The 23,597-nt window shown below is 70.5% G+C and carries 25 protein-coding genes and 1 tRNA gene; 19 read left to right on the top strand and 7 right to left on the bottom strand.

The window, feature by feature from the left end; translation table 11 throughout:
* Position 1 precedes the first annotated feature (1 nt).
* The 7 genes from ACQUQF_RS12150 to ACQUQF_RS12120 all read left to right on the top strand — a co-directional run bounded on the left by ACQUQF_RS12150 (position 2) and on the right by ACQUQF_RS12120 (position 6,988).
* Complete coding sequence (locus ACQUQF_RS12150; protein WP_435179133.1) at positions 2 to 298, top strand: DUF6360 family protein; 297 nt, start codon at positions 2 to 4, stop codon at positions 296 to 298.
* 114 nt (positions 299 to 412) lie between these two features.
* Positions 413 to 2,503, top strand: coding sequence for an assimilatory nitrate reductase NasA (gene nasA, locus ACQUQF_RS12145; RefSeq protein ID WP_435179131.1), 2,091 nt, complete (start codon positions 413 to 415; stop codon positions 2,501 to 2,503).
* Positions 2,500 to 3,837, top strand: coding sequence for an MFS transporter (locus ACQUQF_RS12140; RefSeq protein WP_435179129.1), 1,338 nt, complete (start codon positions 2,500 to 2,502; stop codon positions 3,835 to 3,837). The genes nasA and ACQUQF_RS12140 overlap by 4 nt, the downstream gene beginning before the upstream one ends.
* A complete protein-coding gene (locus ACQUQF_RS12135) occupies positions 3,837 to 3,965 on the top strand; it encodes a hypothetical protein (RefSeq protein WP_435179127.1) in 129 nt (42 codons plus the stop codon). The genes ACQUQF_RS12140 and ACQUQF_RS12135 overlap by 1 nt, the downstream gene beginning before the upstream one ends.
* A 43-nt stretch (positions 3,966 to 4,008) precedes the next feature.
* Complete coding sequence (locus ACQUQF_RS12130; protein WP_435179125.1) at positions 4,009 to 4,650, top strand: molybdenum cofactor guanylyltransferase; 642 nt, start codon at positions 4,009 to 4,011, stop codon at positions 4,648 to 4,650.
* 184 nt (positions 4,651 to 4,834) lie between these two features.
* Positions 4,835 to 6,373: an FAD-dependent oxidoreductase gene (locus ACQUQF_RS12125; protein ID WP_435179123.1), complete on the top strand. Its 1,539-nt coding sequence runs from the start codon at positions 4,835 to 4,837 to the stop codon at positions 6,371 to 6,373.
* 150 nt (positions 6,374 to 6,523) lie between these two features.
* The gene (locus tag ACQUQF_RS12120) at positions 6,524 to 6,988 is read left to right on the top strand and encodes a DUF3592 domain-containing protein (protein WP_435179121.1); all 465 of its coding nucleotides are present in this window, start codon (positions 6,524 to 6,526) and stop codon (positions 6,986 to 6,988) included.
* A 108-nt stretch (positions 6,989 to 7,096) separates the two neighbouring features.
* On the opposite strand, the gene ACQUQF_RS12115 is transcribed toward ACQUQF_RS12120, so the two are convergent.
* Positions 7,097 to 7,168, bottom strand: a tRNA-Ala gene (locus ACQUQF_RS12115).
* A 315-nt stretch (positions 7,169 to 7,483) separates the two neighbouring features.
* On the opposite strand from ACQUQF_RS12115, the gene ACQUQF_RS12110 reads away from it, so the two are divergent.
* From ACQUQF_RS12110 to ACQUQF_RS12095, 4 genes are read left to right on the top strand one after another with little or no spacing between them, the layout of a single operon-like run.
* Positions 7,484 to 7,948, top strand: coding sequence for a 30S ribosomal protein S15 (locus ACQUQF_RS12110; protein ID WP_435179119.1), 465 nt, complete (start codon positions 7,484 to 7,486; stop codon positions 7,946 to 7,948).
* A complete protein-coding gene (locus ACQUQF_RS12105; protein WP_435179117.1) occupies positions 7,949 to 9,199 on the top strand; it encodes an exonuclease RecJ in 1,251 nt (416 codons plus the stop codon).
* A complete protein-coding gene (locus ACQUQF_RS12100; RefSeq protein ID WP_435179116.1) occupies positions 9,196 to 9,510 on the top strand; it encodes a KEOPS complex subunit Pcc1 in 315 nt (104 codons plus the stop codon). Before ACQUQF_RS12105 ends, ACQUQF_RS12100 begins: the two co-directional genes overlap by 4 nt.
* Positions 9,507 to 10,142: a 30S ribosomal protein S3ae gene (locus tag ACQUQF_RS12095; protein ID WP_435179114.1), complete on the top strand. Its 636-nt coding sequence runs from the start codon at positions 9,507 to 9,509 to the stop codon at positions 10,140 to 10,142. Before ACQUQF_RS12100 ends, ACQUQF_RS12095 begins: the two co-directional genes overlap by 4 nt.
* A gap of 99 nt (positions 10,143 to 10,241) precedes the next feature.
* Here the strand turns inward: ACQUQF_RS12095 and ACQUQF_RS12090 are convergent, their stop codons facing one another.
* The gene (locus ACQUQF_RS12090; protein ID WP_435179112.1) at positions 10,242 to 10,667 is read right to left on the bottom strand and encodes a plastocyanin/azurin family copper-binding protein; all 426 of its coding nucleotides are present in this window, start codon (positions 10,665 to 10,667) and stop codon (positions 10,242 to 10,244) included.
* A 140-nt stretch (positions 10,668 to 10,807) separates the two neighbouring features.
* Here ACQUQF_RS12090 and ACQUQF_RS12085 point away from each other — a divergent pair, with 140 nt between their 5' ends.
* The 3 genes from ACQUQF_RS12085 (at position 10,808) to ACQUQF_RS12075 (ending at position 13,187) form a co-directional block, all read left to right on the top strand.
* The gene (locus ACQUQF_RS12085; protein WP_435179110.1) at positions 10,808 to 11,554 is read left to right on the top strand and encodes a protein sorting system archaetidylserine synthase; all 747 of its coding nucleotides are present in this window, start codon (positions 10,808 to 10,810) and stop codon (positions 11,552 to 11,554) included.
* 57 nt (positions 11,555 to 11,611) lie between these two features.
* On the top strand, positions 11,612 to 12,898 hold the full coding sequence (locus ACQUQF_RS12080) for a HEAT repeat domain-containing protein (protein ID WP_435179108.1): 1,287 nt from the start codon (positions 11,612 to 11,614) through the stop codon (positions 12,896 to 12,898).
* Between the two features lie 136 nt (positions 12,899 to 13,034).
* Complete coding sequence (locus ACQUQF_RS12075) at positions 13,035 to 13,187, top strand: hypothetical protein (RefSeq protein ID WP_162829376.1); 153 nt, start codon at positions 13,035 to 13,037, stop codon at positions 13,185 to 13,187.
* Here the strand turns inward: ACQUQF_RS12075 and ACQUQF_RS12070 are convergent.
* Entirely contained in the window at positions 13,176 to 13,418 is a 243-nt protein-coding gene (locus ACQUQF_RS12070) for a hypothetical protein (RefSeq protein WP_435179106.1), read from the bottom strand. The two genes, ACQUQF_RS12075 and ACQUQF_RS12070, sit on opposite strands and share 12 nt — an antisense overlap.
* A 79-nt stretch (positions 13,419 to 13,497) precedes the next feature.
* Between ACQUQF_RS12070 and ACQUQF_RS12065 the strand changes: the two genes are divergently transcribed.
* Entirely contained in the window at positions 13,498 to 15,333 is a 1,836-nt protein-coding gene (locus tag ACQUQF_RS12065) for a phospholipase D-like domain-containing protein (protein WP_435179105.1), read from the top strand.
* Between the two features lie 32 nt (positions 15,334 to 15,365).
* Here ACQUQF_RS12065 and ACQUQF_RS12060 read toward each other — a convergent pair whose 3' ends face one another.
* Positions 15,366 to 17,309 (bottom strand): DHH family phosphoesterase, encoded by a 1,944-nt coding sequence (locus tag ACQUQF_RS12060; RefSeq protein ID WP_435179103.1) that lies wholly within the window; start codon positions 17,307 to 17,309, stop codon positions 15,366 to 15,368.
* A gap of 603 nt (positions 17,310 to 17,912) precedes the next feature.
* Between ACQUQF_RS12060 and ACQUQF_RS12055 the strand changes: the two genes are divergently transcribed.
* The 3 genes from ACQUQF_RS12055 to ACQUQF_RS12045 all read left to right on the top strand — a co-directional run bounded on the left by ACQUQF_RS12055 (position 17,913) and on the right by ACQUQF_RS12045 (position 19,489).
* Entirely contained in the window at positions 17,913 to 18,419 is a 507-nt protein-coding gene (locus tag ACQUQF_RS12055) for a Mov34/MPN/PAD-1 family protein (protein WP_435179101.1), read from the top strand.
* A 63-nt stretch (positions 18,420 to 18,482) separates the two neighbouring features.
* On the top strand, positions 18,483 to 18,917 hold the full coding sequence (locus ACQUQF_RS12050; protein ID WP_435179099.1) for an adenylyltransferase/cytidyltransferase family protein: 435 nt from the start codon (positions 18,483 to 18,485) through the stop codon (positions 18,915 to 18,917).
* Between the two features lie 182 nt (positions 18,918 to 19,099).
* Entirely contained in the window at positions 19,100 to 19,489 is a 390-nt protein-coding gene (locus tag ACQUQF_RS12045; protein ID WP_435179097.1) for a DUF4383 domain-containing protein, read from the top strand.
* A 177-nt stretch (positions 19,490 to 19,666) separates the two neighbouring features.
* Here the strand turns inward: ACQUQF_RS12045 and ACQUQF_RS12040 are convergent, their stop codons facing one another.
* The 3 genes from ACQUQF_RS12040 to ACQUQF_RS12030 form a co-directional block, all read right to left on the bottom strand.
* The gene (locus ACQUQF_RS12040; protein WP_435179528.1) at positions 19,667 to 20,293 is read right to left on the bottom strand and encodes a trimeric intracellular cation channel family protein; all 627 of its coding nucleotides are present in this window, start codon (positions 20,291 to 20,293) and stop codon (positions 19,667 to 19,669) included.
* Positions 20,294 to 20,545: 252 nt separating this feature from the next.
* Positions 20,546 to 21,715, bottom strand: a complete 1,170-nt coding sequence (locus ACQUQF_RS12035) for an NAD(P)/FAD-dependent oxidoreductase (RefSeq protein WP_435179095.1) — start codon at positions 21,713 to 21,715, stop codon at positions 20,546 to 20,548.
* Between the two features lie 171 nt (positions 21,716 to 21,886).
* On the bottom strand, positions 21,887 to 22,420 hold the full coding sequence (locus ACQUQF_RS12030; protein WP_435179093.1) for an Rrf2 family transcriptional regulator: 534 nt from the start codon (positions 22,418 to 22,420) through the stop codon (positions 21,887 to 21,889).
* Positions 22,421 to 22,609: 189 nt separating this feature from the next.
* Here ACQUQF_RS12030 and ACQUQF_RS12025 point away from each other — a divergent pair, with 189 nt between their 5' ends.
* A complete protein-coding gene (locus ACQUQF_RS12025; protein ID WP_435179091.1) occupies positions 22,610 to 23,530 on the top strand; it encodes an NAD-dependent epimerase/dehydratase family protein in 921 nt (306 codons plus the stop codon).
* The last annotated feature ends 67 nt before the right edge of the window (positions 23,531 to 23,597 follow it).

Here is a 23,597-nt window from a genome sequence, read left to right as displayed (position 1 = left end):
GATGGCCGGACGCGTCCTCGACGTGACCGCGTACACCACCCTCGACCTCGTCGAGGCGGCGACCCGCGGCGACGGCTGGCGCGAGGAGGGGTGCGCCGTCCTCGACGTGCGGTCGCTGGCGGACGACCCCGACACCGTGGTCCTCGACTTCGAGCCCGACCCGACGTCGGTCGACCGGGTCGAACCCCACGCCCACAGCGTCTCGCTCACCGCCGACCAGGCCCGGTCCCTCGTCGAAGCGCTCGAAGACGCGATCGAGGCCGAGGGGAGCGACCGCCCCCGCCGGCTGCGGAGCTGACCGGAGGAGACGAATGACGACACCACAGTACCCGACTCTGACAGCGGCCGGTGGACGGCCCCCTTCACGGGCCAGTGGGGACCGACTACACTCCGCTCGGGAGGTCGTCCGGGCGTGACCGAGTGGACCTCCACGACCTGCATGCGCTGCGCCGTCGGGTGCGGCCACGTCCAGCGCGGCGTCGACGTCGGCTACGGCCTCGACGCGGTCCGGGGCGACCCGGCCCACCCGGTGAACCGCGGGCTGGCCTGCCGGCGGGGCGTGCGCGAGACCGCCGACCCCGACGGCGAGTGGCTCACCCAGCCCCTCGTCCGGCGGGACGGCGAGCTCCGGAAGACCACCTGGGACCTCGCGCTGGCCCGCATCGTCGAGCGGTTCGGCCGGATCCTGGAGCGCGACCGGGACGGAATCGCCGTGCTCGGCAGCGGCCAGCAGACCAACGAGGCCGCCTACGCGCTGGGCAAGCTGGCGCGGGGTGGCCTGGGCACCCGGTACTACGACGCTAACACCACCCTCTGCATGGCGAGCGCGGTGACCGCCTACTACGACGCGTTCGGCAGCGACGCCCCGCCGCCGACCTACGACGACGTCCCCGAGGCCGACCGTCACGTCGTCTGGGGCGCGAACCCGGCGGTCGCACACCCCGTCATGTTCCGGTGGATCGACGACAGCGCCGACCAGGACGGCGGCGAACTGATCGTCGTCGACCCCGTCGAGACCGAGACTGCGGCGGTCGCCGACGCCCACGTCTCCCTCGAACCCGGCGGCGACCTCGACCTGGCACGCGCGGTCCTCGCCCGCGTCGTCGAGACCGGCCGCGTCGACGAGGCGTTCGTCGACGAGGCCACCGTCGGTTTCGAAGAGCTGCGTGCCGGCCTGCCCGACCCGGAGGCGGCGGCCGAGCGCGCGGGGGTCGACTCCGCGGCGGTCGAGACGCTGGCGGCCGCCTTCGAGGAGCCGGCGCTTGTCTACTGGGGGATGGGCGTCAACCAGAGCACCCGGGGCACCGACACCGCCGGCGCGCTGATCGACCTCTGCCTCGCGACCGGGAACCTCGGGCCGGGCAGCGGCCCGTTCTCGCTGACCGGGCAGGCCAACTCCATGGGAACGCGGGTCTGCTCATCGAAGGGGACCTGGCCCGGTCACCGGGACTTCGGCGACCCCGGGGCCAGGGAGGCCGTCGCGGCCACCTGGGGCGTCCCGGTCGAGCGCCTGCCCGACTCGTCGGGCCCGGGCCCCGTCGGCACCCTCGACGCCGTCGATGACGGCCCGGTCGAGGCGGTGTACGCCGTGGCGACGAACCCCGTCGCGGGCATGCCCGACGCCTCGGCCGCGGCGGCGAAGCTCGACGACGCCTTCCTGGTGGTCCAGGACGCGTTCCGGACCGAGACCACCGAACTCGCGGACGTCGTTCTGCCGGCCGCGACCTGGGGCGAGTCCGACGGGACCGCGATGAACATGGAGCGGACCGTCTCGCGGGTCCGGCCCGCGACCGACCTCCCGAGCGGCGTCCGGACCGACCTCGACGTCATCGCGACGGTCGGGAACGCGCTGGCCGACGGGCTGTTCGACGCGGACCCCGACCCCGGATCGGTGTTCGAGGAGTTCGCCGCCCTGACCGCGGGGACGCCCGCGGACTGCTCGGGCATCGACTACGACCGGCTGGACGCCGAACTCGCGGTCCGGTGGCCCGCGCCCGACTCGGAGACGAGCGCGGGCTACCGCTACCGCGACGGCGGCGGGTGGTCGTTCCCGACGCCCTCCGGGAGGGCGCGGTTCGCGGGCGGTACCGGTCGGGCGCTCCCCGAGCCGCCCGACGAGGCGTACCCGCTCACCCTCACGACCGCGCGAGAGGCCGACGGCTACAACACGGGCGTCCGGAGCCGGGAGTCGCCCGACGACCCCGGACCGCCGGTCGCCCGGATCCACCCCGAGACGGTGAGAGAGCACCTCGACGGGGCCGACGGGGACGAGGCCGTCAGCATCGAATCCCGGCGCGGGAGTGTCCGGGCCCGGATCGAGGCCGACGACGCGGTCCGGCCCGGTCTGGTCTGGCTGCCCGTCCACCACCCGTCGACGAACGAGCTGACGGTGCCGGCGACCGACCCGCGGTCCGACGAGCCGAACTTCAAGCAGTGCGCGGTGCGGCTGGTCGCCGCCCGCGATGCGGCCGCGGTCGAGACCGCCGGGAGTGAGCTCGCGTGACGAACAAGATCGAGCAGCTGGTGATCGCGACGGTCGGGTTCTTCTGGGCGTTCCTGCTGTGGTTCTCGACCGCCGCCTTCAGTCCGAGCATCGGCGCGTTCTACGGTCTGACCACCGGCCAGCTCGCGCTGCTGGCGAGCTCCGCGATCTGGCTCGCGCCGCCGGGCCGGGTGTTCGCCGGATGGGCGGCCGACCGGCTCGGCGCTCACAACGTCTTCGCGGTCATTCTGGCGTACTCCGGGCTGATGAGCATCGCCTCGTCGTTCGCGACCTCCTACGAGGTGCTGTTCGTCGAGCGCCTCGTCGTCGCGTCGGCGGGCGTCGGCTTCGTCGTCGGCATCCAGCACGTCGCCCAGTGGTTCGACGAGCACGAGATCGGCACCGCCGAGGGGCTGTACGCCGGCACCGGCAACGCCGGAGCGGGCGTCGGCGCCCTGGTGCTGCCCCGGGTGTACGGGACCAACTTCTCGGACGCGTTCCTCCACCTGGGCGTCGTGGCGCTGCTCATCGCGGTCGTCTACAAGTGGCGGGGCGAGCCCGCCCGCGACGCCGAGACCGCCGCGACCGCCAGGCGGAACGCCTCGCTGGGCGACACGCTGTTCGTCTGGACGCGCTACGCCGCCATCGGGCTGATGCTGGCCTACGCGATGTCGTTCGGCCTGGAGATCGCGATGAACTCCTGGCTGCCGAGCTACTACGCCGAGGGCTTCGACGGCGCGATCGGCGACCTCGGGTTCGCCGGGACCGCGGCCGTCCAGACCGCGGCCGGCACCTTCGCGGCGGTCCAGTCGTTCAACGCCTCGCTGTTCCGTCCGTTCTCGGGCTACGTCTCGGACCTCTGGCAGCGCAAGGGGTGGACGCCGTACCCGTTCCTCGCGACGGAACGGGCGTACTCCCCGCGGGTCCACTGGCTGCTGACCGCGCTGGTGCTCATCGTGCTCGCGATGGCGTCGCTGACCCTCGCGGGCCTGGCGGGGGTGTTGCCGGTCTCGGTCGTCGTGCTCGCGGCCTTCGGCATCACCGTCAGCTTCGGGACCGGCGGCGTCTTCGCCATCGTCCCCGTGCTGTTCGACGAGCGGCCCGGCACCGCCTCCGGGTTCATCGGCGGCGTCTCGACCAGCGGCGGCATCGTCTACCCGCTGGTGTACGGCTACGTCCCGAACATCCACACCGGCTACGCGGTGGTCGCCGCGGTCTTCTTCGTCCCGTTCGTCCTGTTCTTCGTCTGGGCGATGCGCCGCGAGGGCGACCCCCGCGAGCACGGCATCGGCTCGGCCAGCCGGTGGCTCTCGGACGACGGCCAGTCGCCGTCGCCCGCGGGAGGTGACGACTGATGGCCGAGCACGGCGACTGGTACCGGTGGGGCAAGGCGGTGCTCTACGCCGAGATGGTCCTCGCGATCCTGCTCACGGTGTTCGCCCTCTACATGGCGTTCACCGGGCGCGCGGGGTTCCTGACGTGACCGCGCCGACCGGCGACCCGACGACGCGGGCGGCGGTGTCGCGATGACGGCGCGCTCGGGCGTGGTGGTCGCCGGCGGCCGGTCGACGCGGTTCGGCGACCGCGAGAAGGCCCTCGCGGAGTTCGAGGGCGACCCGCTGCTGCGCCGGGTCGCCGACCGGGTGGTCCGGGTCGTCGACGAACTCGTCGTGAACTGCCGGGCAGACCAGGTCGGCCCCTTCCGGCGCGCCCTGGCGGACGCTCCCTGCGAGCCGCGCTTCGCGGTCGACGAGGCGCCCGACCGCGGCCCGGTGGCCGGGCTGCTGACTGGCCTCCGGGCGGCGGACGCGCCCGTCGCGGTCGCGACGGCCTGCGACATGCCGACGCTCGATCCGGGGTTGCTGGACTCGCTGTTCGCCGACGCCCGCGGCGAGACGGGCGCCGTGCCGACGTTCGACGGCCGCCCGCAGCCGCTCGCGGCGGTCTACCGGGTCGAGCCGGCCGTCGCGGCGTGCGCCGCGGCGCTCGACCCGGACGCCGACGAGGCCTGCGGGTTCGGCGGCGTTCTGGACCGCCTCGATCCGGTTGTGCTTCCGGAGCGGACGGTCCGGGAGCGCGCGGACGCCGCCGCGTTCCGGAACGTGAACGCGCCCGGCGACCTCCGTGCGGGCGAGGCGTCGGAGGCGTGTGGGTCACACCTCCCGTAGGGTCCCGGGCCGCACTAAAGCGGGGCGGTCCCCGGCGAGTCCGGCGGTCGATCGGAGCCCGGCCCCGCGGTCGACGTCCGGAACGGGTCGGCGGGGACCGCCGTCGCGGCGCCGCCCGCCGTGGAGGCCGTTCTGCCCACCCGTCGAAGGTATTATTGCCCGGGGATGCCCCACTCTGGTAACAATGAACGCGACGGTAGACGACGTGACCATCGTCGGCGGAGGTGACGTCGGGTTACTGACGGCGCTGGCCGTCCGGCGGCTGAACCCGTCCGTGGACGTGTCGGTGGTCGACGACTTCCAGCAGGAGATTCCCCAGGTCGGCAAGAGCACCTACCGGGAGATACAGACCATCCTCCACGGGTCGCTCGGCATCGACGAACCGCGGTTCGTCTCCGAGGTCAAGCCCATCTGGAAGGCGTCGGTGTACTTCCGGGACTGGTGTGACTCCCCCGCGTTCCAGTACCCGTTCGACCCGCCGGACAAGTACCCCGACGCCGACACCCCGAACGCGGTCGAGCACTACTACCACCACTACGCCGAGCTCTACGACAGCCCCGACCACCTGACGAAGTGCGAGCAGCTGGTCGCGCAGGGCAAGTCGCCGTGGTACTACGGGCCGAACGGCGACCTCGACCGCTACGACAAGGTCGCCTACCACCTCGACACCCAGCGGTTCAACGCCTTCCTGCGGGAGCTCTGCCGGGAGCGGGGCGTCTCGCTGATCGACGACGAGATCGTCGCGGTCGAGACCACCGGGTCGCGCGTCGACCGCGTGCGGAGCAAGCAGCAGTCCTACGAGGCCGACCTGTTCGTCGACGCGACCGGGTTCAACCGCGTGCTCCGGCGCGAGCAGGACGCGGCGTTCCGGGACTTCGGGTTCCCGCTGGACGCGGCGCTCAACGTCCGGGTCCCGCTGTCGCTCGACGACGTCGTGCCGGCGACCGTCATCGAGACCGGCGACCACGGGTGGTTCTGGCAGATCGACACCTACGACGACCGCGACCTGGGGTACGTCTTCGGCTCGGAGTACGCCGACGACGAGGCGGCGCTCGCGGAGTTCCGCGAGTTCGTCGCCTCGGTGGCACCGGACGGCGTCGACCCGGACGTCTCCGCCGAAGACGTCGACCGGTACGAGTTCTCGTCGGGCTACTACGAGCGGGCCTGGGTCGACAACTGCCTGGCCATCGGGAACGCCCAGGGGTTCGTCGAACCGCTCCAGTCGACCGCGCTCACCGCCAACGCCTCGCTGGCGGTCCAGTTCGCCAACCTGCTGTCCTCGCACGGCCGCGTCGCCGACGACGCGCTCCGCGACGCGTTCAACGCGTCGGTCGCCCGCACCTGGGAGTCCATCCACGACTTCGTCGGCGTCCACTACGAGTACGCCTCGGGCGACACCGCGTTCTGGGAGGACGTCCAGTCGGCGGTGGGCAGCCCCCGGACCGCCCGGATCGCCGACGAGTTCGACCGGTACGGGTACGACTGGACCGTCGACACCGCGGACGCCTCCGACCTGGCGGCGCTCAAGATCTTCGCGCTGCCGGACTTCTACACGGTCATGCGGAACATGGGTGCCACCTCGGAGTTCTACGAGTCCCACGACTTCGACGTGAGCGAGGAGGTCGTGCGGGAGCGCGACGAGTTCTACGAGAACGTCCGGGAGGACGTCGAGCGGAACCACCTGACGGTGAAGCAACTGTACAGGGGCGTCATGGACTTCTGAGGCGCCACCCGGAGTCCTGGGTTCCGCTTCCCGCGGGCTCCTGTTCGACCGGGGTCGGGGCCGGACCCTCGGTGTCGGCGCTTCGCGACCGGCGAGTGTTGAATATCCTGAATGTCCAACCTATATAAGACGCACATATGTAGGGCCCGTATGGAAGTCAACGGTCCCTCGGGAACCCTCCAGATCGCCCTGACGATACTCGTCGGGCTCGCGACGATCGGATACGGTGCGTACAGCTACAGCGAACAGTCCTCGGCGCTGGACTCCGCGGTGGAGGTCGACGCCACCATCACCGCCACGTCGGTCACGGAGGATTCGGCCGGGAAGGGTGTCCACTACGAGGCGCACGCGACGTTCAACTACACCTACGAGGGGGAGACCTATACCTCCTCGAACGTCTACCCCGGGACGCTCCCGAGGGAGTTCGACACCCGAGAGGAGGCCAAATCGCAACTGGAGGGGTACGAACCGGGCGACACCGTGACGGCCTACGTTCCCCCGGACTCGCCCGGCAACGCGTACCTCAAGCACGAGAGCAGCAACAAGCCGTTCTTCGTGATCGGGTTCGGCGCCCTGTTCGTCTTGGTTGGGGTTCGCTCGGCTTTCAAGGACTAACGGGACTCGCTAATTGGTCAAAATTGACTCGCCGGGACTGAGCGAACGCTTCGCGTTCGCGAAGGTCGGCGAGTCCGCTGACTGACCGAGTGAAACGAGGGAAGGAAGTGGACTCGCCGGGATTTGAACCCGGGGCCTCTCCCATGCCAAGGGAGTGATCTACCGCTGATCTACGAGCCCTCGAACGCATCTCTACGTTGTCCGGGGGTATTGATAAACCTCTCGGAATCCGGCCACCCGGGCAGGGTGTCCCACCCACGGCAGAATCTTACCATTTAACTACCTGCGCCAACTTCGTACTCGATACGGGAACAGCACAGCCGCAAATCTGACTCGCCGGAGGCTCGCGGGCGTCACCCGCTCGCGACCGAGGCGCTTGGCGCCTCGCTATTGCCCGGCTCGGGATTGCGGACGTGCGCCGCGTCTCACCGACGCATCAGCGCGCAACTCTCTGCGTCAGCGACGAGCGGCCTGTGCAGTTCCAATCCGACAACCATGGCACGAATGCACACCCGCCGCCGCGGGTCGTCCGACTCGGACAAGCCCGTGGCAGACGAACCGCCGGAGTGGAGCGACGTAGACGAGGACGCCATCGAGGACCGCGTGGTCGAGCTGGCCGAGCAGGGCCACAGCCCGAGCGAGATCGGCCTGAAGCTGCGCGACGAGGGCGTGAAGGGCACGCCGGTCCCCGACGTGAAGCTGGCGACCGGCAAGAAGGTCACCGAGATCTTAGAGGAGAACGACGCCGACGGCGAGCTGCCGGAGGACCTCCGCAACCTGATGGAGCGGGCCGTCCGCCTGCGCGAGCACATGGACGAGCACCCCCAGGACGCCCAGAACAAGCGGGCGCTCCAGAACACCCAGTCGAAGGTCCGCCGGCTCGTCGACTACTACCGCGGCGACGAGCTCGACGCGGACTTCACGTACTCCTACGAGACCGCCAAGGAACTCTTAGAGTAGATGTCCACCTCGGGTCGACGCGGAACCGACGGGCCAGCCCCCTCCGCCGGCGACGTGGCCGCGGGCCTGCGCGAGGCCGACTTCGCGCGGGTCCTCGCCCGCGCCGACGGCGACTGCCTCGCGGCAGCGGGGCTGCTGGCTGACGCCCTCGCCGAGCGCGGCGTCCCCTACCAGATCCGGGTCGGTCGCTTCGGCGAGACGCTGGCCCGGCCCGGCGAGGACGGTGCGGGCGAGCAGAGCGACGACCCCGGCGGAGTCACCGACCCCAACGCCGACGCCGGCGACACCACGGTCGGTATCGGACTCGACGACGCCGCTGACGTCCGGCTGCCCGGCGAGGCGACGCCGGCGAGCGTGACCGCGTTCGACGCGGCCCGCGAACTCGGCGCGTCGCCCGACCCCGCGCTGGCGCTGGCCGGCGCGGTCGCGGCGGGCCGTCCCGCAGGGGCAGGCGGGAGCGCCCACGTCCTCGAACAGGCGAGCGAGTCCCGGATCGAGCGCCGGCCCGGCGTCGGCGTGCCGACCGACGACCTCGCCGACGGCCTGGCCCACTCGACGCTCGCGCACGCCGACTACTCGGGCGACCGCGAGGCCGCCCAGGCCGCGCTGGCCGAGCTCGGCCTGCCCGCCGAACTCGACGACTCGGCTCACCGCCGGGTCGCCTCCGAGTACGCGCTGGCGGCCGCCGGCGCCGAGGACGCGACCGACCGCGCCGCGGAGGCGGTCGAGCGCGCGCTCCGCCCCCACGCCATCGCGGGTGACGGGTCCGACGACCGAGGCCCCGACGCCCCGTTCGCGACGGTCGAGGGCTACGCCGACGTGCTCGACGCGGTCGCCCGGGAGCGCCCGGGCACCGGCGTCGCGCTGGCGCTGGGCCACGACGCGCGGCCCGACGCGCTCGACGCGTGGCGCGACCACGCCGCGCGAGCACACCGGGTCCTCCGCGAGGGGACGACCGGCCGGTACGACGGCCTGTTCGCGCTCCGGACGGAGGAGGCTCCGGTCGAGACGGTCGCCCGTCTCCTCCGGAACTTCCGGTCGCCCGAACCCGTCGCGCTCGTCGTGAGCGACCGCGAGGCCGCGGCGGCCGCCATCGAGGACGCGAACGCGGCCGTCGGTGCGGCGATGACCGAGGCGGCGCGCGCGGTCGGCGGCACCGGCGGCGGGACGTCCACGCGCGGCTACGCCCGCTTCGACCCCGAGACGGACGCCACCGAGTTCCTGACCGCGTTCCGGGAGGCCCGACCGTGACCGGTCGGCAAGCCGATTCCGAGGCGTCTGCCGGCCGACTCGACGCCGACGGCCAGACGGGTCGCTCGGCGACGATCCGGACCGAACTCGACGACGCCGCGGTGCTGGCGGCGTCGGTCCGGCCGGACAACACGCCCCAGATCGACACCCACGCGACGGACGGCGTCGTCGAGACGACCGTCGAGCGCGGGACGACCGGCGGCCTCCGGACCACGGTCGACGACTACGTCGTGAACCTCGCGGTGGCGCAGGAAGTCGTACAGGCAGCGAAACGATTCGACGCAGACCACACAGACGAAACCCAATCATGAGCGAACGATCCGTATCCAAGCAGAAGCAGGAGAAGCGGTGGTACACCATCCACGCTCCCCAGCAGTTCGACCGACAGGAGCTCGGTGGCACCCCCGCCGACGAACCGGAGAAGGTGCTCGGCCGCAACGTCGAGACCACGCTGGGCGAGCTCCAGGGCGACGCCAGCGAGAACAACACCAAGCTCACGTTCAAGATCAACGACGTGGGCAGCGACGCGGCGTACACCGAGTTCATCAAGCACGAGCTCACCCGCGACTACCTGCGGAGCCTCGTGCGCCGCGGCGCCTCGAAGATCGAGGCGTACGTCACGGTCCTGACGACCGACGACTACCGCGTCCAGGTCCAGCCGGTCGCGTTCACGACCAAGGACGCCGACGCGAGCCAGGAGAAGGCCATCCGCGAGACGATGGTCGACATCGTCGAGGACGCCGCCGAGGACCGCACCTTCGAGGACCTCATCGACAGCGTGGTCGAGGGGCGGCTCTCGTCGGCCATCTACGGCGAGGCCAAGACCATCTACCCGCTGCGCCGCGTCGAGATCCAGAAGGCGACGCTCGAAGCGCGTCCCGAGGAGGTCGCCGCCGAGGAGGAGACCTCCGTCGACGTCGACGAGGAAGAGGTCGAGGTCTGAGCGCGGACGTCCGGACCCGATTCCGAACCCGCACGCCGACGCGATCCGATTCTCGTTTTATCCGACCGCCGAGTCGCGACGCCGTCGCACCGGCGGGGCCTACTCCGTCACCACGACCGTCCCGACCATCCCGGTCGGCTCGTGGGGGATGCAGAAGTAGTGGTACTCGCCGGGCACCTCGAACGTGTGCTCGAAGGTCGCGCCCGCGTTGATGCGGCCCTCGAACCCGTCCATCCAGCCGTCGCGGGCGGCCTGCTCCGAATCGAAGCCGCCGGAGGCGAAGTACGCCGCCTCCTCGGGGATCTGGTTCTCGTAGGCCGTGACGGTGTGGCGCCGGTTGCCCGTGTTCGCCCAGACGACCGTCTCGCCCGCTTTCACTTCGAGCTTCGAGGGGCGGAAGAACGCCGCCCCCATGCCGACGTCGTAGTCGCTCGGCGCGTCGGCCCCGCTCCCGAGGGCGGTGCAGCCGGCCAGCCCCAGCGACCCGACGCTCGCGGCCCCGGCGAGGAACGTTCGGCGGTCCATGCCCGACACTCCGGACGCGAGCGATTTAGGTCATGCGGAACCCGCCGCCGGACGAGACAGCCGGGCCGTCGGACCTGTCCGCCGGCCGAGAGTCGGCCGGATATAAAGACGTATGAACGGCCGTCGCACACGCGACACGTATGGAACCCCGGTTCGTGGGTCGGCTCGGACTCGCCGACGCGGTGACGGTCGCCAACGCGGCGGTCGGCTTCCTCGCGGCCGCCGTCGCGACCGTCGACCCGGGGCTGGCGGCCCAGCTCGTGCTGCTGGCGGCGGTCGCCGACGGCCTCGACGGCGTGGTCGCCCGGAAGGTGGGCTCGACCCCCGCGGGCGAGTACCTCGACTCGCTGGCCGACGTCGCGTCGTTCGGCGTCGCGCCCGCCATGGTGGTGTTCGAGGTCGCCCGCGGGCGGTGGGGGCTGGCCGACCCCTCGCCGCTGGCGGTCGCGGCGTTCTGCGTGCCCGCCGTCTTCGTGGCGATGGCGGTGGTCCGCCTGGGGCTGTACACCGCCTACGACGTGGGCAACGGCCACACCGAGGGCGTGCCGAGCACCCTCGCCGCGACCGTGCTGTCGGCCGCGGTGCTGTCGGGCGTCGCCGACGCGGCGATTCTGGTCGCGGCGATGGCCGTCTTCGCGTACCTGATGGTGACCCGCGTGACCTACCCGGACCTGTTCGCCCGCGACGCGGTCGCGATGGGCGGGGTGCAGGCGCTGGCCATCCTCGCGCCCGCCGCGTTCGACCGGGCCTTCCCCAGGCTGTTGCTCGCCGCCGCGCTGGCGTACCTGCTGCTCGGCCCGCGGTACTACTGGCGTGACGTCGGCCCCGATACGGACCTGGGGGAACGCGAGGTCGGGACCCGCGAAGTGGAAGGGAAACGCTCTTGAGGTGTACGCACCCAGTTTCCACCATATGAGTCCGGTAAGCCTTGCGGGGTGGGTCGAATGAGCGACGAGGAAGCCGAGAACGGGGCCGAGGAACCGGAAACCGAGGAGACGGCAGTCGAGCCGACGATCGGCGAGGAGGAGCTGGAGGCGGAACTGGACGCGGCCGAGGAGGACCTCGAGGCCGCCGAGACCGAGGCGGACCTCGACGCTGTCGAGGCCGAACTCGACGACATCGAGGCCGACCTCGAGCGGGCCGACCTCCCCGAACCCGACGAGGACGACGAGGACGCGGAGGACCCCCGCGAGCGGTTCGAGGACCGCCTGGCCGACCTCCGCAGCGACCTCGAGGAGGCCCGTGGCCCCTACGCCGAGGACGTCGTCGAGGACGTCACCGCGGCGGGCACCACCGTCGAGGACACCGAGTGGACCGACACCGGCCGCGAGGAGCTGGCCGACGTCGTCGACGAGTTCCTGGTCGCCGTCGAGGAGATCCTCGGCACCGACGTCGACGCGACCGTCTCGCCCGCGGTCGAGGACCTGGTGGACGCGCTCGAGGAGGCCGCGGTCGTCGTCGGCGAGGCCGGACTTGACCCCGACGACGACGCCGAGACCATCGCAGAACTGGTCGAGGCCGCGGCCGACCTGGAGGCGGGCGTCGAGGACGCCGAGGAGTGGGACGACCTCGAGACCCGCGAGAAGCTCCAGGCCCAGGGGTTCTACGAGGCGCTCGAGCACCGCAAGGACTACCCGCCGGAGTGGCACGCGCTGAAGGTCTGGGAGAAGCGCGGCCGGGCCGACATGATCCTGCTCGGCCTCGAGAACTTCCAGTCGAACTTCATGGAGGAGCACTGCCTGGAGGCGCTCGAGCGGATGGGCCACCCCGACGCGCTCGACGCCATGGTCGAGCGCGCCGGCCGCCGCGACGAGGCGGCCATCCGCATCCTCGGCAAGATCGGCAGCGAGGAGGGCCTCGACGCGGTGCTCGACTACGTCGACTCCGACCCCGGACTGGCCAAGCCCGCGCTGAAGGCGGCCGGCGAGATCGGCAGCGAGGAGGCGACCCAGCCCGTGGCCGACCGGCTCGCGGCCGACGACGCCTCGGTCCGGAGCCAGGCCGCCCGGGCGCTCGGCCTCATCGGCGACACCCGGGCCATCGACCCGCTGGCGGACGTCCTCGCGGACGACGAGGCCGACGAGGTCCGGGCCAGCGCGGCCTGGGCGCTCAACCAGATCGGCACCGAGCGCGCGCTCGAGGCGGTCCGGCCCTACGCCGACGACCGGGCGTACCTCGTGCAGGTCGAGGCCGAGAAGGCGGCCGACGGCCGGTCCGAGACCCCCGCGTAATCGCACCGTACCGCGTTTTCAGTACTACATTACTCGCCGCGTTCGCGGCGTAGTACGACGATACCGCTTCTCACCGCCCAGTAGCCACACCATAACAAAGCCACCCCTTTTCGTCGTATTACGTAGGCGAACTATGGTGTTCGATACGCAAACGCTCGGACTCTGCCCGAACTGCGGTGAAGCCATCACCAGCGACTACCTCCTCATCGAGTACGAGTCCGAGGGCCGGCCCGCACGCTTCGCGGAGTGTCCCGACTGCCGGGACGTGGTCCACCCGTCAGCCGAGTAGCACGGCGACGAACTGAACCGCGAACGCGACGATGAGCAGGAACGCGCCGATGCGACCGATCCAGGTGTGCTCGGTCACCTCCATCGGCGAGATGTCGACGCTGTAGTCGTTGTACTCCTCGCTGTACTCGACGTAGCTCGGCAACTGGAAGAACTCGAAGAAGAGCAGCGCCGCGCCGAGCGCTCCCAGCGCGTACCCCGACAGTTCGAGTGCCGACACGAGGTCCACCATACCCACACCGCCGAACCTGTCGAGCAAAAAGCCACCGGTCGCCGAGGGTTTAAGTCCGAAGCCGAGACGAACCCCGGCCGTGTCCCTCCCCGAGTCCGAGTGGCCGGTGGTCGCCGCCGTGCTGCTCGCTGTCGTCGCGCCGACGACGGTCGCGTCGGCAGTCGCCGCAGGCCCGACCCCGGCCGTGGCCCCGGTTCCGACCCCGGGCGTAGACGGGAGCGCGACGACCCCGGGGGTCACCCCGACCGCCGCAACCCGGCCCGGCGCCACGACGCCCGCCATCGTCGCGGTCTACCCCAACCCCGCGACCGACGGGGATACCGGGGAGTTCGTCGTCCTGCGAGTCAGCGGCCGGACGAACCTCGCGAACTGGTCGCTCGCCGACGGCGAATCGGCGGTCGGACTGCCGAACCGGACCGTCTCCGGGCGAGTCGCCGTCTCGGCCGACCCCGACGCCGCCCGGAACCTGACCGAGGCGCCGGTGCTCGCTCCGGCTGGTGACCTCTCGCTGGCGAACGACGGCGAGACCGTCCGGCTGGTCAGGAACCGATCGACCGCAGAAGCGTCTGACAGCCGCGTAAACGCGACTCTCGCCGCGTCGGTCACCTACGAGGACGCGCCCGAGGGCGAGCGCTGGCACCGCATCGAAGACCCGAAACCTGCACCGGGACGCCAGGCCGACGGTACTGGACGCCCGGCCAATCGAACCGGGTCCGACGCCGACTGGCGGTGGACGCCCCTGGGCGCGACCGATTTCGAGGTCCTCAGGACCGGCCGGACCGCGGCCCGCGCGTTCGTCCTCCCCGACTCGCCGGGCGTCCCGGTCGAGACCCTTCGGCGGGCCGACCGGCGCATCCTGCTGGCGGGCTACACCGTCACCTCCCGACGGATCGCCGACGCCCTCGCCGCAGCGAGTCGGCGGGGCGCGACGGTCCGGGTGCTCGTGGACGCCGCACCCGTCGGCGGGCTACCGCGACGCGAGGCCCGGCTCCTCGACTCGCTGGTCGCCAGGGGCGTCGCCGTCCGGGTGCTCGGCGGGTCGCGGGCCCGCTACGACTTCCACCACGCGAAGTACGCCGTCGCCGACGACCGGGCGCTCGTCACGACCGAGAACTGGAAGCCCGCCGGCACCGGCGGCCGCTCCAGCCGGGGCTGGGGCGCGGTCGTCCGCAGCGAAGTGGTCGCCGGACGCCTGGCGGCGGTGTTCGAGGCCGACGCCGGGTGGCGCGGCGCGACGCCCTGGTCGGAGTTCCGGCGGGGGACGGTCTTCGACCCCGCGGAGGCCGGACCGGCGGACGGGACGTACCCGTCCCGGATCGCGCCGACCGTCGTGAACACCTCGTCGACCAGCGTGCTCGTCGCGCCGGACAACGCGGAGGCGGCTCTCCTCGACCTGCTCGGCGACGCGGACGAGTCGATCAGGGTCCAGCAGGTCTCGCTCGGCGGCCGACGCCACTCGCTGCTGCGAGCGACGCTCAGGGCGGCACGGCGAGGCGTCGAGGTCCGGATCCTCCTGAGCAGCGCGTGGTACGTCGAGGAGGACAACCGGGCGCTGGTCGAATGGCTCAACCGGCGCGCGGAAGCCGAGGATCTCCCGTTGAAGGCCCGGATGGCGAAGCCCCGCGGTCGATACGAGAAGATCCACGCCAAGGGCGTCGTCGTGGACGGCAGGGCCGCCGTCGTCGGCAGCTTGAACTGGAACAACCACTCTGCGCGGGCGAACCGTGAGGTGGCGGTCGTATTACGCGGCCGGGAGGCGGGCGGCTTCTACGCCGACGCGTTCGACGCCGACTGGCGGGCGAGCGCCGGCGGTCGCGGGAGCGGCCGGGTGCCGGTCGGCCTGCTCGCTGCGGTGGCTGTCGGGGCGCTGGTCGCGATACTCTACGCGAGACGGGAGGTGTCGTTCGAGAAGTAGTCGCCGTGCGGGCGCGGTTGTCTCTGACCGCCTCAGTCGTCCTGCTCGTGGCCGACGGTCGTGCTCTGGAGCTCCTCGTCGATCTCGGCGTCGGCCATCTTCTCGACCAGTGCGTCGAGCACCTCCTCGCGCATGCCGGGGACGAACTTGATGGAGCCGACGACGAGGTGGCCGCCGCCCGAGACGCCGCCGCCGACGACCTCCTCGTTGAGCTCCGAGACCATCTCGGGGATGTCGAGCCGGACGCCGTCCGAGCGCAGGACCGCGAAGTCGGGCCCGTAACCGATGGTGATGACCGGCTCGCCGGTCTCCTCGACCTTCCGGTCGTGGATCTCGCCGGTGGTCTTGCCCGGCGCGGGGTAGGTGAACCGGTGGGCGTGGTTCTCGACGTCGATGCGGTAGAGGTGGGCGTCGCTGTCGAGGCGCTCGTGCTCGACGTGGGGCATGGCGGCGTCGAGCTGGTCGTCGACCTCCGCCTCGGCGGTCTCCGAGAGGAACGAGACGAGCTCGCGGTGGCGCTCGTCGGCCTCGTCGGACGACGACCCGTCGCTCGCCGCGGTCGGCTGGACGGTGTTGCCCACGTTCAGCACGTCGTTGATGAGGTTGCGGCCCGCGTCGTACTTGAGCCAGTGGGCCTCGTAGTCGAGCGCCTCGCCGATCTCCCGGAGGAACGACTCCTCGTAGCCCTCCTCCTCGGCGAGCTCGACGTAGTCGGTCATCGCGTCGGCCTTCGACCGGTCGCAGACGCCCGCGACGGCCGGGACGTGGCGGAGCTCGTCGGTGATCGGCGGCCAGATCATCCGGGCGAGCTCGACGCACATCATCCCGGTCGTGATGCGGTAGTCCTCGTCGTAGAGGTACGGGTTGACGTGGTTGTCGACGTAGGGCTCGACCGCCTCGGGGTCGGGGTGGTGGTGGTCGACCACGACGATGGGGATGTCGTAGTGCGCGAGGTTCTTGTAGGCGGGGACGTCCTCGGCGGTGCTCCCGTTGTCGAGCATCAGCAGCAGCGGGAGCTTCTGGCCGTGGCGGGCCTGGTCCTCCAGCGCGAAGTTGAGGTCGCGGGTGACGTCCTCCATCTCGTAGAACGGCGCCTTGCTCGGCAGGCGCTTGAACAGGTGGCGCTTGGCCTCGGGGTCCTGGTGGGTCTCCTCGATGAACCGCTCGAGGGCGTACTGGACCGGGATCGAGGCGCACATCCCGTCGCCGTCGGCGTGGTGGCGCACCCGGATCGGCCGGCTCTCGAGGACGGTCCGGCGGAGCCGCTTGGCGACCGCCTCGAGGTCGGGGAACATCTGGGTGAGCGCCGGCCACTCGACGAGGGGCTCGGTCTCGTGGGGCTCGGCCCGCTCCTCGAGGGCGGCCTCGAGGCGCTCGCGGACGTCGGCGGCGTCCTCGTCGGTCAGCACGTCGAGGTTGTCGACCTCGACCTGGAGGGAGTTGTCCCGCTCCTCGACCAGCCCGGTGATGCGGACCACGTCGTCGATCTCGACGTCGGGGTAGGCCCGGACGCCGGCCTCCTCGAACGCGGCGCAGGGGACGACGCCGGTCTCGTCGCTGACGTGGAAGATGGTCGGGCCGCCGGTCTGCTTGATCTGGACGACCTCGCCCTCGAGGTGGACGGTGTCGCCGACGGCGCCGCCGAGCTCGCCCGCGTCGGAGATGTCGTAGTCGTGGTCGACCGCGACGGTCTCGTACTCGTCGAGCTCGACCGGGTCGAAGCTCAGGTCGCCGTTCTCCAGGATCTCGGTCAGCTCGACCACGAGGTCGTCGCCGACCTCGTAGCTGCCCTCGTAGCTGGACTCGTGGGCGAGCCCGGAGACCGATTCGGAGAGGTCGACGAACACGCCGTAGTCGACCACGCCGTTGACGGTGGCGTGGTAGTAGTTACCCTCTTCGACGTCCTCGAGGGTGCAGTCCGGGTCGAGGTCGTAGACGACGGGGTCGGCCTCGCCGGAGGTGTCGGTAGATGCCATTCTTGGGCGTGGTTTCGGTTCGGCCGATTTTAAGGGTTTGCAACTACGTCTCCGAGGGGGCGAAATCAACTCGGAGGCGACTAGCGTTGATTTCGGAGATGGCGTCCTTCTCGTAACCGACGACCGAATCGCCACGGAGTCGTCCTCGAAAGCCCCGCCCGGCGGTGGTCGTTCGTTCGGTCGGCGCTCGGTGGACGTTCCACTAGGCGCGCGCTGGCGCGACCTCGTGTCGCGCCCTCATTGTGCGAGGGACGAGCGGGCACAGCGAGCGAGGAGGCTGGGGAGGAGTGAGGCCCGCGGTCGCGGTGGCGGTGCTGTGGTCGGACTGGAAGGGCCTGTCCGGTCGCGTTCACGTGGTCGTCTGGTCGGGCAACTATTCGCGGCGGGCTGTGCGGAGAGCCGCGAATATCCCGTCCAGCGACCGCGACCGGAGAGGGGCTTCCGAGGAGAACACCACCCCGATTCCGGATTCGACCCCGGCAGCAGTTCGAGCCGACCGAACGGGACATCCCGAAGCAGGGACACCGCCCCGGCATAAGCAGTACGACCCCCGTCGCCCACCGGTTCGCAACCTTTAGAACGCGCCCGCCCGGAGTCTCCACCATGCGGTTGTTCCGGTCGAGCGAGATACTCGGCATCGCCGAGGACGCCCTCCAGTTCGCCCTGGCGGCGTCCGAGGACGCCCACCCCCACGAGTACATGGGCTTCCTCCGGGGCGAGGACGCCCGGTCGCTCGGGCTCGAACGGAAGGGGACGGTCATCACCGACGTGCTGGTCATCCCCGGCACCGAGTCCAACCCCGTCAGCGCCACGGTCAAGACCAGCATGATCCCCAACGACTTCAACTCGGTCGGGTCGGTCCACTCACACCCGAACGGCGTGCTGAAGCCGAGCAAGGAGGACCTCGCCACGTTCGGCAAGGGGAAGGTCCACGTCATCATCGGCTACCCCTACGGCGACGACGACTGGCGGGCGTTCGACCGGGAGGGCGAGCCCACGGACCTGGACGTCCTCGACGTCTCGCTGCCCGAGGGCGAGTCGTTCTTCGACTTCACCCAGGCCGACATCGACGCCGAACTCGACTACGACCTCTACGAGGACTCCGAATGACCCGGCCCGGTTCCCGACCCGGAACGACCGACCAGACCACAGCATGACCGACGAGGACTCACCATGACGCACGTCATCGCACAGGGCACCTTCGACCTCCTCCACCCCGGCCACGTCCACTACCTCCGGGACGCCGCCGCGTTCGGCGACCGGCTCACCGTCATCGTCGCCCGACGGGAGAACGTCACCCACAAGGAGCCGCCGATCCTGCCGAACCGCCAGCGCCGGGACGTCGTCGCCGCGGTCGACGCGGTCGACGACGCCATCGTGGGCCACCCCGAGGACATCTTCGCGCCCATCGAGGAGCTCGACCCCGACGTCATCGTGCTGGGCCACGACCAGCACCACGACGAGGCCGCCATCGAGGACGAGCTCGCCCGCCGGGGCGTCGACTGCGAGGTCCGGCGCGCCAGCCCCCGCGAGCCCGAGTACGACGGCGAACTGCTCTCGACCGGCCGCATCATCGACCGGATTCTGGAGGAACGGGGCGACCGCTGACTGCGGGGACGCGACTGCGCTCCTCGGCGTCGAACTGCACCGACCGACGAGCGACGCCTGCGACGCGGCCCACAGACACTCCCGTCTCCACGACCGACGTCCACAGCATGGCACAGACTCGAACTCGATCCGGCGAAGACCCACAGACTGAAACGGGGCAGTCGCCGACCGCGGCGGGCTCGGTGCGGCGCTTCGCCGTCGTCTACGTGGTCGCCGGCCTGCTCGGACTCGTCGGTCCCCTCGTGTGGGGCAACGACGACGACGGCCTCGTCAACACCGAGTCCGGACTGTTCCTGGGCGAGATCGCGGTCAACGGCCCCCACGCGCTGTTCCACGTGGTGTGGGGGCTGCTCGCGCTGGGCGCCAGCGACGACGAGGCGTCGGCCCGGCGTCACGCGGGGCTGAGCGCAGCCGTCTTCGGCGCCCTCGCCGCGGTCGGTTTTCGGCGGTTCGGCTTCGAGCGCGGCGTCCACCGCATCGGCGCGTTCGCGGTCGACGGCTGGGGCAACCTCGGGCACGCCGTCGTCTCGGCGCTGGGGCTGCGCACCGTGCTGCGGTCGCGCAGACGGTAGTTCCCGCACGTCGTGGTCGTTACGGTCCCGCGGTCGTCGCTGCCGACGGCAGTTTCGTCACCGTGTTTGATACGGTTTCGTCACCGCGGCTGGTACGCAGTTCCCCGTTCAGGACGGTGCACGGCGAGAGAACAGCGGATTCGGTAGGGCCGTCGTGCGAACCGCACGCGGGTCCGTCTACTGTCTGCTATCCGGACGGTCGCTCAGTCGGCCGAGGTTCTGTACCGTCGGGAGGCTCCAGTCGTAAGTGACCGCGGCTAACCGAGTCGCGACGGTCACTGCCGCACACGCCGCCGCTGCCGTACTCCCGGCGACCCCGACCGCCCCCGCGACCAAGTACGCGCTCGCCCCCAGGACCGCACAGCTCGCGTAGAAGTCCTCGAAGAGGATGAACGGGGCCCGGTCGAGGAGGATGTCGGCGAACGCACCGCCGCCGACGGCGTTGATCGTCGCGATCGCGACCACTCCGAACACTGATACACCCGCCTCAGTCGCGACGATGGCACCAGTCGTAGTGAAGGCGGCGAGCCCGATAGCGTCCGAGAGGAGAGCGACGGGATGTGTCTCCGGAGACGGCAGAACGACGCTCAGCGCGATCGCCAGGCCGACTCCGAGGAGTCCGAGACCGACCTCGATCGGCGACTGGAGCGCCAACGGGACTCGCACAACGAGGAGGTCGCGCGTCGCGCCACCCACGAACGCCATCGCCAGTCCGACGATGGTGATCCCGAACAGGTCGAACTCCTCACGGATCGCCTTCGATGCGCCGACGAGTGCGAACGCGACCAGTCCGATCGTGTTCATGACGGCGAACGGATCGCCGAACAGCCCTCCGATGACGTTCTGACTCACTGTCTCCGGCTATGGGGGTGAATCTCTTGAGTGCTGCGTATCAACTAGTCTCTCGCTTCTGCTCACGCCGATCGCCGAGGAGGAGACGCGGTAACTGTGTCCGGTGCTCGGCGTAGATTCCTGCGCGGTCCCGGGTAAAGGAGTCCCGCTGTCACTACTGATACCGGGAGGAACGGAATCGCAGTAACGCGTGCGGCGCCGACTCTACAGCGAGTCCCACGCCTTCAGCGCGCGGGGGACCGACGTGAGGTCGGCGATCCAGCGGGCCGCGACGGCCTTCTTGAGGAACTGGGCGGGGTAGGAGTTGAACGTCCGGACCGGGACCGACACGCCGCCGGCCTTCACGTCGTGGGCGACCGCCTTCTCGCCGATGGAGATGAGCGTCCCCTTGTCCTCGTAGGTCCAGGTCTCGAGCGGCTGGTCGTTGATGGCCCGAGCGACGTTCTGACCCGCGACCTCGGCGGCCTGCCAGGCGGCCTGGGCGGTCGGCGGCGCGGGGTCGTCGCCCTGGTCGACGATGGCCGAGTCGCCGATGGCGAACACCCGGTCGTCGCTGGTCCGGAAGTCCGACTCGCAGGTGACCCGGTTGTGCTCGTTGTCGAGGTTACAGCCGTCGAGCGCGTCCTGGCCGGTGATGCCGCCGGTCCAGACGAACACGTCGTGGTCCAGCGGGTCGCCCTCGTCGAAGTGGATGGCGTCCTCGGTGGCCTCGGTGATGGGGTCGTCGGTCATGATCTCGACGTCGGCCTCCTCGAGGTGGCGCCGGACCGTCCCCTGGAGCTCGGAGTCCTGGCCGGGCATGATCTCCTCTAAGGCCTCCACGAGGTAGATGTCGATCGGCGCGCGGTGCTCGTCGCGGAACTCCGCGACCTCGCCCGCGCTCTGGATGCCCGACAGGCCGGCGCCGCCGATGACGACCTGGGCGGGGTCGTTGCGCGAGGCCGTCGAGGCGGCCTCCTTCACCTGCTCGTGGATCTCGTGGGCGTCGTCGAGGCTCTTGAGGGTCAGCGCGTGGTCCTCCATCCCGGGGATGCCGTAGTAGGCGGTCTGGCTCCCGAGCGCGACGAGCAGGTAGTCGTAGTCGACCGTCTCGTCGGTGTCGAGTTCGACGGTCCGCTCGTCGGTGTCGACGCCCTCGACGCGGGCCTGCACGAACTCGGTGCTCGGGGCGGCGATGTCGCCGACCGGGATGGTGATGTCGTCCTCGACGCTCGGGTCGCTGATGACCCGGTGGGCCTCGTGGAGGACGAGGTGGTAGTTGTGCTCCGATATCCACGTCAGCTCGGCGTCCGCGTGCTCGAGTTCGTCTTCGAGTCGTTGGACTGCGCCGGCACCGGCGTAACCCGCGCCGAGCACGACGACCTTCTCAGTCATATCGAAACCTGCGAAGTCCTCGGATACAAAGGCTTTGAAAGAGGATACCGGATGAGTGTTAGTGTCTCCCAATAGCGGCGGGAGGGCGGCGGGAGCCGAGACGGACGGCGAAGAGAGCGCGATCCAGTGGGTAGAGCGGGTCCAGACGGCTGTCCGGTGTCCGACCGCGAGCTAGTGCTCCGGCTCCTCGGCGGGCGCCTCCATCGAGTCGATCTTCAGGATGACGATGTTGTTGGTGTCGTCCTTGCCGTCGACCGTCCCGTCGACGACGAGCTTCGACAGCGGCGTGGGCCCGACCCGGACCGAGTCGCCCTCGTGGAACTCCCGGACCGACCCGCGGACGTGGATCTCCGCGCGGCAGAGCTCGGGGTGGTGGACGCTCGCGAGGTCGATCTCCTCGACGTTTGCCTCGTCGACCTCCTCGCCCTCGAGGAACAGCGGCACCTCGGCCTCCTGGTCCATGTCCTGGACGCCGAGCGCGTCGAAGGCGTTGGCGGTCGGCTTGTACCCCCCTTTCGGGCCCGGCACGCCCTCGACCAACTGGAGGGCCTTCAGGCTCTGCATCTGGTTCCGGATGGTGCCGGGGTTGCGGTCGACCTCCTCGGCGATGTCCTCGCCCTTGACGGCGTCCTCGGTCTCCCGGTGGAGGTCTACGAGCGCGCGGAGAATCTTCTTCTGGCTCGCGGTCAGTTCGATTGACGACATTGATTAAAGGTTGGCAACTGACCGCCTTAAATGCGGCGGACCGGATGAAACAGCCGCCCGAACGTACAGTTCCGGTGTCCTCCAGTTGACGCTTCTCAACTCACCGACGGGGCGAAACCGGGTCGGCCGCGACCCCGACCGCGCCGACGGAGCGATACCGATTTGACGGTGGCGCCGGTGGGACGACGTATGCAGGACAAACGCGTCCTCGTGACCGGCGGCGCAGGATTCATCGGGTCCAACCTGGCGAACCACCTCGCCGCGGACAACGACGTGATCGCGGTCGACGACCTCTACCTCGGCACGCCGGAGAACCTGGACGACGCGGTCGAGTTCCGCGACGTCAGCGTGCTCGACGACGACCTCCCGACCGAGGGCGTCGACGTCCTCTTCCACCTCGCGGCGCTGTCGTCGTACCCGATGCACGAGGAGGACCCCGCCAAGGGCGCGCGGGTCAACGTCGAGGGGTTCGTGAACACGGTCGAGCAGGTCCGGAACGACGGCTGCGACACGGTCGTGTACGCCTCGACGTCGTCGATCTACGGCGACAGGACCGAGCCCTCGCCCGAGGACATGGACGTGACGGCCCGCACGGGCTACGAAGCGTCGAAGCTCTCCCGCGAGCGCTACGGTGAGTACTTCTCGTATCACTACGACATGTCGGTGGCGGGGATGCGCTTCTTCAGCGTCTACGAGGGCTTCGGCGGGGCGGAGGAGCACAAGGACGAGTTCGCGAACCTCATCGCGCAGTTCGCCGACGACATCGCCAACGGCGAGTCGCCGGTCATCTACGGCGACGGCACTCAGACCCGGGACTTCACCCACGTCGACGACGTCGTCCGCGGCCTCGAACTCGCTGCCGACCACGAGCTCGACGACATCTACAACCTCGGCACGGGCGAGAGCTACAGCCTCAACACGCTCGTCGAGCGGCTGAACGAGGAGCTCGGCGCCGACGTGGAACCGGAGTACGTCGAGAACCCCATCCCGGAGAAGGTGTACGTCCACGACACGATGGCCGACTCCTCGAAGATGCGGGAGGCCACCGGCTGGGAGCCCGAGATCAGCTTCGAGGAGGGTCTGAAGGAGGTCTGTTCGTACTACCAGTAACCGTCCGTCGGCGGGCGAGCCGAGGTCTCGGCTCGCTCCGTCCCCTCGCCCGGTGTCGCGACCGGTC

The sequence above is a fragment of the Halorussus sp. AFM4 genome (genome assembly GCF_051194995.1).
Taxonomy (GTDB): domain Archaea; phylum Halobacteriota; class Halobacteria; order Halobacteriales; family Haladaptataceae; genus Halorussus.
This window is presented reverse-complemented; position numbering and strand designations above follow the sequence as displayed.